The organism is Dethiosulfovibrio salsuginis (assembly GCF_900177735.1).
Lineage (GTDB): Bacteria > Synergistota > Synergistia > Synergistales > Dethiosulfovibrionaceae > Dethiosulfovibrio > Dethiosulfovibrio salsuginis.
The window spans coordinates 1-15058 of record NZ_FXBB01000051.1 but is presented as its reverse complement, the minus strand read 5'-3'; the positions used below and the strand labels follow the sequence as shown (position 1 = coordinate 15058).

General features: G+C 54.3%; 13 protein-coding genes. All 13 read right to left on the bottom strand.

Annotated features, from left to right (window positions below):
• Window positions 1-10 precede the first annotated feature (10 nt).
• Window positions 11-112 (bottom strand): helix-turn-helix domain-containing protein, encoded by a 102-nt coding sequence (locus B9Y55_RS13750; RefSeq protein WP_085545657.1) that lies wholly within the window; start codon window positions 110-112, stop codon window positions 11-13.
• Between the two features lie 254 nt (window positions 113-366).
• Window positions 367-942: a deaminase gene (locus B9Y55_RS12350; RefSeq protein WP_085545656.1), complete on the bottom strand. Its 576-nt coding sequence runs from the start codon at window positions 940-942 to the stop codon at window positions 367-369.
• Window positions 943-953: 11 nt separating this feature from the next.
• Complete coding sequence (locus tag B9Y55_RS12345; protein ID WP_085545655.1) at window positions 954-2321, bottom strand: FAD binding domain-containing protein; 1368 nt, start codon at window positions 2319-2321, stop codon at window positions 954-956.
• Window positions 2318-4615, bottom strand: coding sequence for a xanthine dehydrogenase family protein molybdopterin-binding subunit (locus B9Y55_RS12340; protein WP_234986241.1), 2298 nt, complete (start codon window positions 4613-4615; stop codon window positions 2318-2320). Before B9Y55_RS12340 ends, B9Y55_RS12345 begins: the two co-directional genes overlap by 4 nt.
• 19 nt (window positions 4616-4634) lie before the next feature.
• Complete coding sequence (locus tag B9Y55_RS12335; protein ID WP_085545653.1) at window positions 4635-5543, bottom strand: dihydroorotate dehydrogenase; 909 nt, start codon at window positions 5541-5543, stop codon at window positions 4635-4637.
• Between the two features lie 11 nt (window positions 5544-5554).
• On the bottom strand, window positions 5555-6895 hold the full coding sequence (locus B9Y55_RS12330) for an amidohydrolase family protein (protein ID WP_085545652.1): 1341 nt from the start codon (window positions 6893-6895) through the stop codon (window positions 5555-5557).
• Window positions 6896-6964: 69 nt separating this feature from the next.
• Window positions 6965-9307 (bottom strand): xanthine dehydrogenase family protein molybdopterin-binding subunit, encoded by a 2343-nt coding sequence (locus B9Y55_RS12325; RefSeq protein WP_085545651.1) that lies wholly within the window; start codon window positions 9305-9307, stop codon window positions 6965-6967.
• Window positions 9300-9767 (bottom strand): (2Fe-2S)-binding protein, encoded by a 468-nt coding sequence (locus B9Y55_RS12320; protein ID WP_085545650.1) that lies wholly within the window; start codon window positions 9765-9767, stop codon window positions 9300-9302. Before B9Y55_RS12320 ends, B9Y55_RS12325 begins: the two co-directional genes overlap by 8 nt.
• A gap of 8 nt (window positions 9768-9775) precedes the next feature.
• Entirely contained in the window at window positions 9776-10582 is an 807-nt protein-coding gene (locus B9Y55_RS12315; RefSeq protein ID WP_159448354.1) for an FAD binding domain-containing protein, read from the bottom strand.
• Window positions 10583-11006: 424 nt separating this feature from the next.
• Window positions 11007-12002, bottom strand: coding sequence for a bifunctional molybdenum cofactor biosynthesis protein MoaC/MoaB (gene moaCB / locus B9Y55_RS12310; protein WP_085545648.1), 996 nt, complete (start codon window positions 12000-12002; stop codon window positions 11007-11009).
• Window positions 12003-12004: 2 nt separating this feature from the next.
• Complete coding sequence (gene moaA, locus B9Y55_RS12305) at window positions 12005-12985, bottom strand: GTP 3',8-cyclase MoaA (RefSeq protein WP_234986240.1); 981 nt, start codon at window positions 12983-12985, stop codon at window positions 12005-12007.
• A gap of 150 nt (window positions 12986-13135) precedes the next feature.
• Window positions 13136-14680, bottom strand: coding sequence for an AbgT family transporter (locus tag B9Y55_RS12300; protein ID WP_085545647.1), 1545 nt, complete (start codon window positions 14678-14680; stop codon window positions 13136-13138).
• 117 nt (window positions 14681-14797) lie between these two features.
• Window positions 14798-15058: zinc ribbon domain-containing protein (locus B9Y55_RS12295; protein ID WP_143340944.1), on the bottom strand; the 261-nt coding region annotated here is incomplete at its 5' end.

The window sequence follows — 15058 nt, the reverse complement described above, 5'->3', positions numbered from 1 at the left end:
TCTCAGCCATTCAAACTCTTTTATAGATAAAACGGACACAGCCGAAACACTTGGCAAAGTAGCTTTTTTGCTCCATATTAGGATATATACGATATTTATAGGCTCTTAGCATGATCTCACCTCGCTTTTTGCCCTACTGAATGGTTATTTGTGTCTAGCGGCATCTTCATAACACTACTTATAGCCTACACCACTGAGTAGATAAAAACAAGATTTATCGCCTATTGGCGACAAGCTATCCATCCCCACCTTTCGCCTTTGGCTTAGAAGATGGGGAATTCCGCTTGACCTGTTAAGAAAAGGTAAACCAATATCAGTATAGCCCAATCGACTTTGCCATTGCAATAGAGAACGAAGGAATATAACCTACTTTAAAGGTATGGAGTTATCGTCCTTCCGGGCTTGATACGTCCGTGAGAGTTCGTCGTATTCGTCCTGGATCTTGGCTATCCTCTCTTTTGCACCTTCGGGGTCGGACAGAGAGGGTATCATCTCCACCAGAGGATGGGCCTTGTAGAAGGAGTTTTCCCTGGACGGTGCGTCGCAGAGAAAGACCTCCTTGATCATCTTTATATCGTGAGGGATGGAGAAAGAGTCCTTAGTGTCCTCGTAGCTGAACAGAAAGTAGAACTCAGGAAACCCCGCCCAGGCTATGGAGGAGAGACACATTGAGCAGGGCTCGTGGGTGGACAGAAAAACGCAATCCGCCGGATCGGGCCTGTTCTCCATGCGATAGAACTCCTTGATGGTGTAGACCTCTCCGTGCCACAGAGGACACTCGAGCTCGTGGTTTGTCCCTGCGAGCACAAGGGACAGATCCTTTTTCAGCAACACCGCGGCCCCGAAGACCTTATGTCCATCGGCCACTCCCTGTCTGGTTATGGGAACTATGTTATTCTCTATGACGTCCAACATACGGTTAAAAACGGCGTCCAAGGTCATACATACACCTCCTAAAGGTCCTGCCCAAGCTCCATTACGAACCTGGCCACAAGGTTTCCCGTAACGTTCTTTCTGTACTCCTCGGAGGTCCTGGGATGGACCCCGTCTCTGGCCGCCTCCCTGACCGCCTCGACCAGCGACTGGGTCACAGGCTTGCCCTCGACCAGCTCGGAGACCGCTGTGATAACCGTCGGCAGAACAGCCATGGTTCCGGCGACGACCTTCATGTCCCTTATGACGCCGTTATCCAGCCTTGCGGAACAGGCCACGTTGACCCTGGCGATGGTTAGCGACTTTCTCGATCCCCTCTTGTAAAAGGCCTGGGATGTTCCTTCCGCAGGGATGGGGATTCTAACCGACTCGAGGAGCTCCCCTGGCTCTATGGCGGTCTTACGGTATCCTCTGAAGAAATCCTCCATAGGGACCTCCCGTCGTCCCGATGAACTCCTGAATATCACCGAGGCGCCTAACATGAGAAGGACAGGAGGCATATCCGCCGCAGGGGAGGCGGTCATCAGGTTACCGCCGATAGTGGCCTTGTTTTTTATGGCGATCGCGGCGGACATATCAGCAGCCTCTCTGAGGGCGGGGAAATATCCACCGACGACGGGATCCTCGGCTATCCTCTGGGTGGTAACGCCGCTCCCTATCACCACGACCCCCTCCTCTTCCTCTATCTTTTTGAGGTCGCAAAGGTGGGTCAGGTCCATAAGCTTTTCGGGAAACTTGGCTCCCTTTTTGATATCGGGATAGAAATCGGTGGTACCGGCCAGCATGTAGATATCAGGGTGTTTCTCCAGGGCCTCACAGGCCTCGTCCAGATCGTAGGGCAAGAAGATTCGCTCCTTTTCGTCCTCCGATAGAACTGGAGGCCCAGAGGGTCTTACCATCTCTTGGTCCTCAAGATCGGAAGCAGCGATTTTGCCATATCCCTCCTGTGCCGCTCTGGATACCGCCTTTATTATCTTCTCGTAGCCAGTACAGCGACAGAGGTTACCAGCAAGGCCCTCTTTTATCTCCTCCCTGGAGGGATTGGGGTTTCTGGCCAACAGGCTTCTAGCTGCCATGACCATACCGGGGGTGCAGAAACCGCACTGGACCGCACCTTCCTCAACGAAGGCCCTCTGTAGAGGGTCGGTCTCCCCCGCCAACCCCTCTACGGTTATGACCTTGCTGCCGTGAAGCTCCAGGGCGGGGACCATGCAGCTGTTGACCAACCGGCCGTCTAGTATGACGGCACAGGCTCCACACTCTCCCTCGCCACAGCCCTCTTTCGTGCCGGTGAGACCTCTGTAACGACGAAGTACGTCCAAAAGCCTGTCCCTAGGAACTATATCGATCTGATAAGACTCCCGGTTTATGTAAAGCTCGATCTTCATTTACTTTCCCCCTTGGAGGCCAACATGGCGGTGATCCTCTCGGGGGTCACCGGAATTTCCGTAGGAAACACGCCTAGAGCGTGGCCGATAGCCTGAGCCAGAGCAGGAGCCCCTCCGTCATGAGGAAGCTCACCTAATCCCTTGGCACCATAAGGACCGTGTTGATAGGGCACCTCTATAAACTCCAGGTTGTAGTCAGGGGTGTCCATAGTGGTAGGGATCAGGTATTTACTCAGGCTCCCTGCGTCTATACGGTCCCCCTTGACGGCCATATCCTCAAGCCAACCGTAGCCCAGAGCCTGTAGTGAACCTCCTTCGTACTGTCCTTCGGCCAGAATGGGGTTTATCACCGTGCCTATCTCCACCACTGAGTGGAGTTTTTTAGGGACGACCTCCAAAGTATCCCTGTCGACCTCGACCTCGACGACATCACAAGCCCAGGAATAGGACGGATAGGCGTCTCCGGTATTGGTATCGTCGTCCCAGTGACTTCCGGTGGACCGGTATTTCCCCCAGCCAATAAGCTCCCCTACCTCCTGAGAATATCGGTGTGCCGCCTCTAGAAAGGACATACAGTGAGATCCACCGCAGAAGGCCTTCCCGTCGAAGGTAACTGTAACACCGAGGGTGGAGGTCAGGAAATCGACGAGCTTCTCGATCATATCGCCAACGGATCTGGTGAGGATAGCCCCGACAACGACGGTCGTCCTGGAGGCCACGGTAGGACCGCTGTTTGATATCTTAGAGGTGTCAGGAGTCATGAAGTCCACCTTCGCTAAAGACAGCCCTAGCCCTTCGGCGACTATCTGAGGAAGGACCGTAGCCGCCCCCTGGCCCATCTCGGTGCTGCTTATCCTTATCTCAACCCGACCCTGTTCGGCGGTATCACCGGGAACGAAGACGACTTTGGTGACTCCGTTTATGTAGTCCTCTCCCGACCCGGTAAAGGCACCGCCGTGGAGAAACAGCGACAGGCCTATTCCCTTCAGGGTTTTAGGCTGCTCCTGGTTATGGGCTTTGAAATCCTCCACCTTTTTGCGGTAATCCGATATCTCCAGAGCCCTCTCCATAACCTCCCTTGCGGCGACCTGGGTCATGGCCTGACCGCAGGGAAGAAGGTCCCCGACATCAAGGAGGTTTACCTCTCTAATGGAGACAGGATCGAGACCCAGTCTTTCCGCCGCCAGGTCCATATGCCGTTCAAGAGCAAACATCGATTGAGGAACCCCAAATCCCCTGTAAGCCCCGCTAGGAGGCAGGTTGGTCGCCACAGCCCGTCCTAAGACCCTTGCGTTAGGGACTTTATAACAGCCTGTAGCGTGAAGCACCCCTCTTTGAAGGACCACCACGCTTAAGGTAGTCGTAGCACCTCCGTTAAGGATGAAATCCACGTCCATGGCGGTTATAGTACCGTCCTTCTTATGTCCCGACCTGATGCAGGTCACCGAAGGGTGTCTCTTAGAAGTAGCCGCAAGGTCCTCGTGGCGATCGAAGATCATCTTGACGGTCTTTCCCGAGGCAAGGGCCAGCACCGCCACGTGCAGGGCGACCAGAGAGGGATAGAACTCCTTTCCTCCGAAGGCACCTCCGGTTATGGACTGCTTTATCACCACTTTATCGGGATCGAATCCGAGGCCCTTTACGACCGAATTATGGACGTAAAAGGGACACTGACAGGATATGGTTATATCCACCGATCTACGATCCTGGCCGGGAACGGCGAAAGTTCCCTGAGGCTCGAGATAAACCTGCTCCTGATGCTGGGTGGTGTAGGACTCCTCTAGGATCAGGTCCGCCTCCTCAAAACCCCTGTCCAGGTCGCCCATCCTTATATCGAAGGACTTTATTATGTTGTCCTCGCCCCATACAAGTCGATCGGCCTTTATAGCGTCCTGCACGTCTATAACCGGCTCTCCGTCGGGCTCTATTACCGGACGAAGACAGGCCATGGCCTCTTTCAGGGTATCCTGGTCCGGTGCGGCCACCAGAGCGATAGGCTCGGTGACGTAGCAGACCTTGTCCTCCGCCAGTATTGGACAGTCGTCTCTGACGGAGGCCACCATATTGGCCCCTGGCAGGTCCGACGAGGTCACCACCGTAACACGGGACCAGTCGAAGGAAGGATCCTTTTCGATGGATACCAGCCTTCCTCTAGCCACGTCGGACCGAAGGACCCCTCCGTACCAACATCCATCCAGAGGTATGTCGTCTATGAACAAAGCCCTTCCGGTGACCTTCTCCCAGCCGTCCTTTCTTGGCTCCGATTTTCCGACGATTTTAAGTCTGTTTCCCAAGTCGATTCCCCCTTAAGACCTATCTAGAACGACCGAAGACCTTGGAGGAGTAGAGGCCCCTGATATCGTCTATAGCCTTATATCCCTTACGGTCCATCCAATCTCCCATCTCTCTGGCGATCTTGCCGTAGACGGATGGGCCCTTCCTGATGGCCTCGGAACACACGCCCACAAGGGACGCCCCCGCCATTATGAACTTGACGGCGTCCTCGCCGGTCCTGATTCCACCGACACCGATAACCGGCTTATCCTGGGCCTGGGATATCTGGAACACGCAGTAGAGGGCCGTCCCCATGATAGCGGGGCCGGAAAGCCATCCGTGTCCGTCCTCGGTGCCCAGCATAGGCCTGGGATCGTTTATGTTGAAGTCCAGGGCAGGACCTACTGAGTTGATCGCCACGAAACCGTCCACGTAGCCCGACATAACCTTCGCCATCTCCGGTATATCCGGGGTGCTAGGGGAAACCTTCATCCAGACGGGACAGGAGACGGAATTTTTAAGAGCGTCGGCCACTTTTTTAAGAGGATCCAGGGTCTTGCCTACGTAGTGGGTGGAGAACTCAATACCGTCGGGACGGACCTCCGCCTCTAACCCTTTGCCTAGCTCGGCCACATCCTCCGGGCTATAGCCTATGGAACAGATCAAAGGCACACCGGTCTGTTTGACCTTTTTGTAGTCCTCCAGATAGCTCCGCCATGGCTTATCCGCCCAGGTCTCGCAATTCAGGAGGCCGTCGCAGGGGCCTTTGGCTATACAGGGCTTTGGGTAAACCGCCGGCTCTCGAGATACGGTCTTGGTTACTATGCCGCCAACACCGCCTTCGACAGCGTCCAGCATCTGCTCCAGCTTCATAACGTTAGGTCCTGCGGCGGGCAGAACGGGATTTGCAAAAGATAGATCACCTATTTTCACCGTCAAATCAGCCATAAAAACGCCTCCTACTCTACCGAAAATTCCCTAGGACTCTCGGACAGCTTAGAGGTCCAGGGAGAGGAATAAAACCTTCTGTGAAAGCCCTGAACTACCTTTCGGGCCTCCATGTACATATCCGCAAGATCGGGGTTCGAGAAACGGCCCTCCCGCCATAAAATCTCGCCGTCGACCATGGTCATAAAGGCCTTTCCTCCCTTTGCACCGAATATCAGGTGCCCCAGTAGATTTTCATTTGAGATAGGGGTCAAAGGGACGTAGTCGAGAACGGCGATATCGGCAGCGGAGCCTAGCTCAAAGCCTCTTACGTCGGGAAAAAATTTTCTGACGTAGTCGTATCGGTTTGAAAAAAACGCAGCTGCCAGGCCCTCCCAGAGGGAGTCGGCCTTTCTATCCAGCAAGAATGCCGATCTAAGGGAGGCCACCATATCGCCGGACATTCCGTCGGTTCCCAGCAGGAAAGGACCTATCCCAGACCGGTCCATGGCCCCCACTCGGTTGTTGGCGTTGGACTCGGGGTTGGTGACCACTCCAGGGGATTTTTCCCTTATTATCCTGTAGTCGTCGTTGGATATGTGGATACAGTGGATCAACAAAGAGGAGGAGGACAGCAGGCCGAAGGAATCCAATCGATCCACCGGGCCTTTAAACCCTCTCTCAAAGCAATAATCGTAGTCCATTCGGCCCTCGCCGCAGTGCACGTGGATAGCCATATCCCCGGGCCTTTCCCGACCGATATAGGCCATAGATTGGTCGGAGAGGGTAAAGTTGGCGTGAAGCCCTAACATACCTCGTCTTTTAGATGAAGCCCTGTTGGCACTCCAAAACCTGAGATTTTCCTCAAACTGACTATCTATACGATCCTTCCCGAGCCTATCGGACATCTCAAGACACAGTGCCGCTTTGATACCGACCGCGTCGATCCCCTGGGAGAGAACGTCAAGGGCGCCTTCCACGAAGTTCATCGACGCATGATGGTCGAAAACGGCGGTCACACCGTGACAGAGGGAGTCCATGGCACCACAGAGACCGGACCAGTAGACGGCATCTCTATCCATAGCGGCATCAAGAGGCCACCACATATCCTGCAATACGTCGATAAATCCTTCGCAATCCCCGTGGGGGGATATACCCGAGGCGAACTGAGAGTAGAAATGGTGGTGCATATTGATCAAGCCTGGGAGTATCAGTCTGCCACCTACGTCGATCCACTCTCCGTCGTCGGTGGAGACCTCATCGAGAGGTTTTACCGCGACGATCCTGCCGTCTTTTACGACGACGGCCCCAGGATCTAAAAAAGTCCCCAAGCCATCGGCCACAACTCCGTTGCCTATAACGTAGTCCTTCACTCTCCCGCCTCCTTTGGTCCAGGTCCAGCACGAGGGGACAGCCTCAGGCCGCCCCCTGCAAAATGCGATCTAGCCTTTTTTGATAGCTGCCAAAACCCTCTCGGAGGTCAGAGGCAGATCGAACAGCCTTACCCCGACTGCGTCGAAAATGGCGTTGGCAATAGCAGGAGCCGGTCCGTTTATACAGACCTCCGATACCGACTTAGCACCGAAGGGACCGGTTTCCTCGTAGGCATCCACCAGAATGGTCTTTATCTCCGGCACGTCCAGGGCCCCAAAGACCTTGTAGTTTCCGAAGTCCGGGTTTGTCATTCTGCCCTTCGAGTCGAACAGATACTGCTCCCTGAGGGCAAATCCTATTCCGTTTAATACCCCTCCCTCAACCTGACCTTCGGTCATCTTGGGGTTTAGGGCCTTTCCGCAGTCCACCGCGCTGACGAACTTGAGAACCTTAACGTCTCCGGTCCGCCTATCGACCTCTACCTCAGCAAACTGAGCTATAAAAGGAGGCGGAGAGACCGGAGAGGTGTAGGATCCATAACCCTGTATTTGGTGCATCTTCTCCCCAGCGCCGTACATAGAATAGCAACAGATGGCTCCGAAGTCGGCGGATTTCTCCCTGTCCTCTTTGTCCCATACCACTCCCCCAGCGGTCTCGAGCCTGTCTAGAGGCACCTCAAGCATCATCGACGCAGCCTTCAGTATATTATCCCGGAAGTTCTCCGCACAGACCCTAACCGCTCCACCGGATACGTAGGTACCCGAGGAGGCGTAGGCTCCGTCGTCGAAGGGGGTGACATCGGTGTCGGAGGCCAGAGGGATCACCATCTCAGGGTCTATGTTAAGCACCTCTGCGGCGATCTGACACATGACGGTGTCCGACCCCGTTCCTGTGTCGGTGGCCCCCATGAGAAGGTTGCAAGATCCGTCCTCGTTCAGCTTCATATAGGCACTTCCCATGTCTATCAGAGGAATGCCCGAGCCCTGCATGGAGACCGCCATGCCGACCCCTCTGACTTTGTCCGGGGAGGTGGATATACGTTTATCCCTCTTGTCGTACCAGCCTATAGCCTCGGCCCCGAGGTCTATACAGCGGCTGAGCTTGCAGCAGGTTATGACCTGAGCGACCCCCGCCTTGCCCTCCCCTATGGCCTCGAAGACCGGAGATCCCTCGCCCTCTTTTATGTGCCACTTTTTGATGTACTCCAGGACGTCCTGTCCAGTCTGCCTTGCTATCATGTCCACGTGCTGCATAAAACCGAAGGTGGCCTGGGTCACGCCGTATCCACGGTAAGCACCACCTACAGGGTTGTTGGTGTAGACGGTCCTGCCGATAAACTGGACGTTCTCGACCTTGTTGAACAGAGGCAACACCTTGGAGGCGGCGTTGCAGAGCACCGTCAGGCCGTGGGATCCGTAGGCCCCCGAGTCCATGAGGTCGTCCATCCTTAGGGCCGTCATTGTCCCGTCCTTTTTGAACCCTGTGGTGATGTGGACCCTCATGGCGTGTCTGGTCCTCGAGGAGGTAAAGACCTCCTCTCTGGAGAGGATAAACTTGACAGGGCGACCGGTCCTAAGGGCGAACTTTGCCGCCAAAGGCTCCATAAAGGCCTCCTGTTTGCCGCCGTAAGCCCCTCCGACTCTGGGCTTTATGACGTGGATCTTTCTGAGGGGATAGCTCAACACCTGGGCGACGATCCTCCTGACGTGGAAAGGGACGCTGGTGGAGCTGTAGATAACTAGCCTTCCGTTATCGTCGAAGGTGGCAAAGGCCGAGTGGGGCTCCATCATACAGTGGTGAGCACAGTGGGTATGGTAGACCTGATCCAGGACGAACTCGGCCTCCGAAAGGCCTTTGTCAACATCCCCTATGGTGAATATCTTCTCCGCCATAAGGTTCTTTCCGGGATCGTAGGGAACCGGTATAGGCATATACTCGTCTCTGTCGTGAACCACAGGAACCCCGGGCTCCATCGCCCTCTCAGGGTCGAAAAGAGGCTCTAAAAGCTCGTATTCCACCTTGATTTTGGACGCCGCCTCCCTGGCTATGTCCAGAGTCTCGGCGGCCACCGCGGCGACCCGATCGCCTACGAAACGGACCTTGTCGTCGAAAAGCCAGGAGTCGTAGGGAGATGGCTCTGGAAAGCCCTGACCGGCGGTGGTGTGGACCACCTTAGGCATATCGTCGTAGGCGTTTTTATAGCAAAGCACGTCCACCACACCGGCCATAGCTTGAGCCTGAGATATATCTATATCCTTTATGAGGGCGTGAGGATGGGGAGAGCATAGCATCGCAACGTGGAGGATTCCTGAGCCACTAAAATCGTCGGTGTAGCGACCGGTACCGGTAACCAGAGAAAGACCGTCCACTTTCTCTGTGTCCTGACCTACGTAGGAGAAGTTTTTATCCATGATCTCTCATCCTTTCGGCGGCGAGGCGCACGGCATCGAATATCTTTACGTACCCCGTACAACGGCACTTGTTGCCGTCCAAGGCGACACGGATATCGTCGTCGTTGGGGTTAAGGTTCTTGGAGAGCAAGGCGTAGGTCGCCATTATCATTCCAGGGGTGCAGAAACCGCACTGTACCGCGCCAGCGTCGACAAAAGCCTGCTGAATGACGTGAGGCCTGTGCAATGTTCCCAGTCCTTGAACGGTTATTATCTCCCCGTCGACGGCCGAGGCGGCGAAAACCTTACAGGAGTTGACAAGTTCGTCGTTGAGGAGGACCGCACAGGCACCGCAGTCTCCGGTATCACAGCCCCTTTTGACTTCGGTATGGCCCGAATCCCTCAACACCTGGAGTAAGGTCGCGTCGTCCTCGAAAGTAAGGTTGCTCTCTATTCCGTTTATCTTAAACTTACCTATCATATGGACCCCTACCTTTCCAGAAGATCGGACAGTCCACGCTCGAACCAGACCGCCGACACCTGCTTAAAGTAATCCCCAGAACCGGACTTCTTATCGGGAAACTCCAGTTCCAGAGAATCCCCTAGGGAGGTGACGTCTATCTCGCCGTACCTTTTGCCCTTAAAACCGTCCATCACGCCGTCCAGTATGGAGAACCTGTCTTTGGTCCCTACAACCACCGCCCTGAAATCCTCAAGGCATCCATCGGACCGGCGGGCCAACATGGCCACGGTGAAGCCGGGATAGTCGAATCCGACCCTAACCTCTCGGTAGTACCAGCTATCCCAGCTTTCGTCTGGAATCGAGATCGAGCGGATCACCGACCCTTTAAAGATAGAGCGGTTGGAGACGAACTCCTTCAGGGGATATGTCCCCTCGGAGGCTCCTACCAGATCCACCGACGCCCTAAGGGCCAACAGAGGGCCAACAAGATCGGACCAGAGGGGGAAGAAAGCCACGCTACCTCCTAAGGTAATCCTGTTTCTGAGCGCCGTCGAAGCAGAAGCTCCCAGAGATCTTACCAGGAGATGACCGGGACGAAGCTCCCCTAGCTCTCTTGCCACCTTGGAGAAGGTACACATAGAGCCAAGCCTTATGGAGCCATCCTCCACCTCGCAACGATCCCAGCCCATTCTGGAAAGGTCTACCACCGATTTTGCCGAACGGACCTTTGCCCTTGGTATACCTGTACCTCCCCCGTGGATAAGGGGGTTATCCCTCTCGACCACATCGACCAATTCCTGGACCGTCGACGGAAAATGCCATTTAGAATCCACTTTGTCCCCTCCTCTTTTTCGATCCCGCTGGCCGCCCCTTCTACGACGGAAGACAGGACATTCACATTTTAATGTCAATATAGTATATTTGAAAACTAACTATGTCAAGAAGGCTCTCTACCGTAGCTTATAGATAAAGCCAATGGATTGTTTTAGTCTTTCCGATATCTCTAGGGAAACTCTAAAAACTTATCTTCGAGTCCCCTCGGAGAGACCGTCCCGCCTGCGCCCTGTCTCGCCCGAACGTATAATCGACCTGCCTGTTTCGTACGAACCGCCTCGGAGGGCACGTCCTGTGCCCCCTCGGCTTGGGGCGACGTCCTGTCGCCCCATTCGCACTACACTACGGCATGTCGACTATACGGGCTCGAATGGGCTCCGTCGGAACGATCTCTCCGAGGATGAGCGTTTTTAGAGATTCTCTCTAGGGATGGGAATGACCGCAGTTTTCCGAGTGCCCCCTCAAGGTGTCTATGCCGTGTCTCAGAACCGACTTCACCCCATTGAAACACTGGCTGGCCCCTCTCTCGCTTCCGGGCATAGCGAGGATCAGGGTTTTCCCTCTCGTTACAGCCAGGGCCCTGGAGAGAACCGCCCTATCTGTGAAGGCCAGAGAGTAGCTCCTCATCCTCTCACCTAGGCCCGGAACCTCCCTATCGGCGACGGATAACACCGCCTCGGGGGTCACGTCTCTAGGGGAGAGGCCTGTGCCGCCGGTTATCAGGATCAGACAGAGATCCTTGTTGTCGGTCCAGTCTATCAGGGTCTCCGCTATGGCCGATCGGTCGTCGGGAACGAGGGCAAAGGCCTCAGGGGAGAAGCCCTCCGCCTCGGCCAAACGGGCCAGAGCGGGACCGGAGGTATCGACCCTCTCTCCGACGCTACCCTTATCGCTCACGGTCAGGATACCGACGGACAGACCGGAGGATAGCTCTTTTTCCTTCGGCGGAGAGACAGTTCGGACCCAGTCTCCGCTTTTTCCGCCGGTTTTCTCAAGAAGCCTTATTCCCTCTATCTCCATCCCCTTGTCCATAGCCTTGCACATATCGTAGACCGTCAGAGCCGCCACCGAGACTCCGGTCAGGGCCTCCATCTCCACCCCGGTAACGTCCCCTGCCTTGACCTTACAGGTTATATGGACCCCTCTGTCTTTGACCTGACATATCACCGAGCAGTGGTCTATCCTGAGAGGGTGGCACAGAGGGATCAGGTCTGAGGCTTTCTTCACCGCGCTCACTCCTGCGACCTCAGCGACCGTAAGGACGTCTCCTTTGGTATTCTTGCCCTCCAGGACGGCCCTTGAGATCTCTTGGGACATGAGAACCCAACCCTCCGCGGTGGCGGACCTATCGGTCCTCTCTTTATCGCTCACGTCGACCATCCAGGGATGGCCCTCTTTATCCATATGGGTAAAGCCCATTTTTATCCCCCTATTCTGGACATGTGATTTTCCCCGACCGCCAGGTCGGTCCAGCAGTCCGGCTTTCTCAAAGCACCAGAGAGGATCGACCTAACCAGCTCCTCCCTATCCCTATTTCGGAGGGCAGGAAGTAGGCTTTCACCCTCTGAGCTGAAGAGACATGGCCGGACCTCGCCATCGGAGGTTATCCTCAGCCTGTTACAACTATGGCAGAAATGATGAGACACCGCTGCGATAAAGCCGACCCTCTGGCCTGTTTTATCGTTTCTGTAATAGACCGAAGGGCCCGAATCCGGCGACAGAGACGGCCCCTCCCTGGTCCAACCACCTCCGTCGGAAATCCTACCTATCATGTGGTCGACGGAGAGAAAGGAGTCTTGAAACCAAACCGAAGAATCGAGGGGCATAAACTCTATAAACCGTAACAGAACCCTTTCGGATCGGGCAAAATCGATAAGATCGCCTAGCTGGTGATCGTTAAAGCCTTTTATCAAGACGGTGTTAAGCTTGACCTTGTCCGAGTATTTTCTCAACGCCCTTATCCCGGACAACACGTCCGAAAGGCTTCCACACCGGGTGATATCCCTGAAATCAGCCTCATCCAGGCTATCCAGGCTGACGCTGATGCCGTCCAGTTGGAGCTTTCCGAGCTCCTCAGCGAAAGGCTCCACGAGAGAACCGTTGGTGGTTATTGCCACCGAAAGCTGGGGCAATCTGGCACGAAGCTCCCCTAAAAAGGGAACAAAACCCTTCCTCACGAAAGGCTCTCCTCCGGTCAGTCTGACCCTTCTCACCCCCAGGGAAACCAGGGTCTCGAAGAGAAACAACATATCCTCGTAGGCCATTATCCGGCTGTGATCCAGTTGAGTGACTCCCGATTCGGGCATACAGTATCGGCAACGAAAGTTACATCGGTCGGTAACCGATATCCTGACGTAGGTCAGGATACGACCTAGCCCCCCATCTATGCTCTTTCCGTTCAAAAAATCCCCTCCTAAATTGGATATAGGGCAAAAAAAACGACAGCTTCCTAAGGAAGCATATCCTATAGTTCGACCTCAACGATACACCTTTTCATCAAACTTCTCAAAAAAAGACCTTGGGATAAGCTCCCAAGGTCTTTTGAGTGTACCCTATATAAATATTCCTACGCCAGGTCCAAGGGGCAGGTTCAGCATGTACCATACTCCGAGCAGAACGATCCAGAACACCAGGAAGAAAAGCGAAAGAGGAAGTCCTCTTGCGACTATGGTGCCTATTCCCGCGTCTTTATCGTACTTTGACGCAAATCCCAGAAGGATGGGGAAATAGGGCATCATCGGGGTTATGGAGTTGGTGCAGGAGTCGCCTATACGGTAAAGGAGCTGTGCCAGCTCGGGGGTATAGCCTAGATAGTAGAGCATAGGCACTATCACAGGGGCCATAAAGGCCCACTTTGTCGATCCACTGGTGACGAATATATTCACAAAAGTGGAGAAGAAAATTATCATGACCAGCAAGCTAAACCCGGTAAAACCGGCGTTCTGGAGTGACTCGGCAAGCTTTACGGCCATGACGATGGCCATGTTAGACTTGGAAAATGCGGCGATAAAGTTAGCGATAGGCAGTATTATGACGATATAACTGGCCATACCGCTGACCCCCTCTACCATAGAGTTTATAAGCTCTTTGGCGGAGTTGATGGTTCCCGCTTTTTTACCGTAGATCACGCCGACCAGTATGAAGTAGACCAAAAGGATGGGCACTAATCCCTGAATGAGGGGAGAGGGGATAAGCACGTCTTTCACCGGGTCTCTGAGGATACTTCCGGGAACGAAAGCGTAGGAAATAAGCCCTATCCAGTATACCACTGTGAATATCATAGCAGCACGGAAGGCTTTATTCTCCTTCTCGGAGATCTCAAAACCGCCGCCACCGTGGTGCATCTCCTGTGCTGCCTGACAATTGTCGAACTTCTCGTCCCACTCGCCGAAAACAGGCATCATGAACTTGCTGACGAATACCGCGCCTAAGGCGGAGACCAGCAAGGTGGAGACCACCATGAAGAAGTAGTTCGCCGTAGCGTAGACCTCACCGCCGGGCTTCACTATCTGATAGGCGGTGGTGGTGATACCTGCCAGAAGGAGGTCCGTTCCGGCGATAAAGAGGTTCGCCGTAAATCCCGCACAGACCGCACCGTATCCGACCACAAGGCCGAAAATAGGGTTCTTCCTCATGGAGAAAAATAGAGCCCCGGTCAGAGGGGGAACTATGACGATAGCGGCGTCGGAGGCCAGGTTACCGCAGATACCGAAGAGAAAAACCGCAAAGATCAGGAATTTTTCAGGAACTTTAGCGATATTTTTCATCAGGTTCTCGAGGAAACCCGATTTAGTGGTCACCCCAAGACCGATCATCATAACCAGAACCAGCCCCAGAGGGGGGAATCCGGCGAAGTTCTTTACCATGCTCTTTACGGACCACTCAAATCCCTTGTGGGATATGAGGTTCATTACCGCTACGGTGGTATCGCTTCCAGGCTTTGTTACCGAGACCCCCTCAAAAACGTGAGAAAGACCTAAGACCAGCGCCCATAGCCCCATAAAGAGCCAGAAAGGGTGGGGGAGCTTGTTCCCCGCAATCTCGACCCCCCTTATTATCTTAACTAACACACCATCTTTCTTGATTTCCTTTGACATGAGAATCCTCCCGTGAAATACCCCCACTTATAGAAGTGGGGACTTCCTGGTCAATATCTCTAACGAGACAAGTTTCCCCAGGCTCTGAAGGTCGTTCCGACCTCGTGAGTACCAAAGCTACACTGCCGTGCTAATTTCGGTGGGCAGAGCTAGTTTCAGTAGGTTTTGTGCCGCATTTACGTCCCTGTCGTGGCGAACACCGCAACTTGGACACACCCACTCCCTTAGGGCTAAATCCTTTACCAGTGGGTTTTTGTAGCCACATTCAGAGCACAGTTGGGAGCTGGCATAATTTGCCCCAGCTATTATCGGATCTCTGCCGTACCACAGGGCTTTATACTCCAGCATCGTTCTGAACCGCGCTCCATGAAACCTCCG

Excerpts from the sequence above, each read along its gene's own strand:
- B9Y55_RS13750 (WP_085545657.1), bottom strand. The coding sequence starts at position 112 with ATGCTAAGAGCCTATAAATATCGTATATATCCTAATATGGAGCAAAAA.
- B9Y55_RS12350 (WP_085545656.1), bottom strand. The coding sequence starts at position 942 with ATGACCTTGGACGCCGTTTTTAACCGTATGTTGGACGTCATAGAGAAT.
- B9Y55_RS12345 (WP_085545655.1), bottom strand. The coding sequence starts at position 2,321 with ATGAAGATCGAGCTTTACATAAACCGGGAGTCTTATCAGATCGATATA.
- B9Y55_RS12335 (WP_085545653.1), bottom strand. The coding sequence starts at position 5,543 with ATGGCTGATTTGACGGTGAAAATAGGTGATCTATCTTTTGCAAATCCC.
- B9Y55_RS12325 (WP_085545651.1), bottom strand. The coding sequence starts at position 9,307 with ATGGATAAAAACTTCTCCTACGTAGGTCAGGACACAGAGAAAGTGGAC.
- B9Y55_RS12320 (WP_085545650.1), bottom strand. The coding sequence starts at position 9,767 with ATGATAGGTAAGTTTAAGATAAACGGAATAGAGAGCAACCTTACTTTC.
- moaCB (WP_085545648.1), bottom strand. The coding sequence starts at position 12,002 with ATGGGCTTTACCCATATGGATAAAGAGGGCCATCCCTGGATGGTCGAC.
- B9Y55_RS12300 (WP_085545647.1), bottom strand. The coding sequence starts at position 14,680 with ATGTCAAAGGAAATCAAGAAAGATGGTGTGTTAGTTAAGATAATAAGG.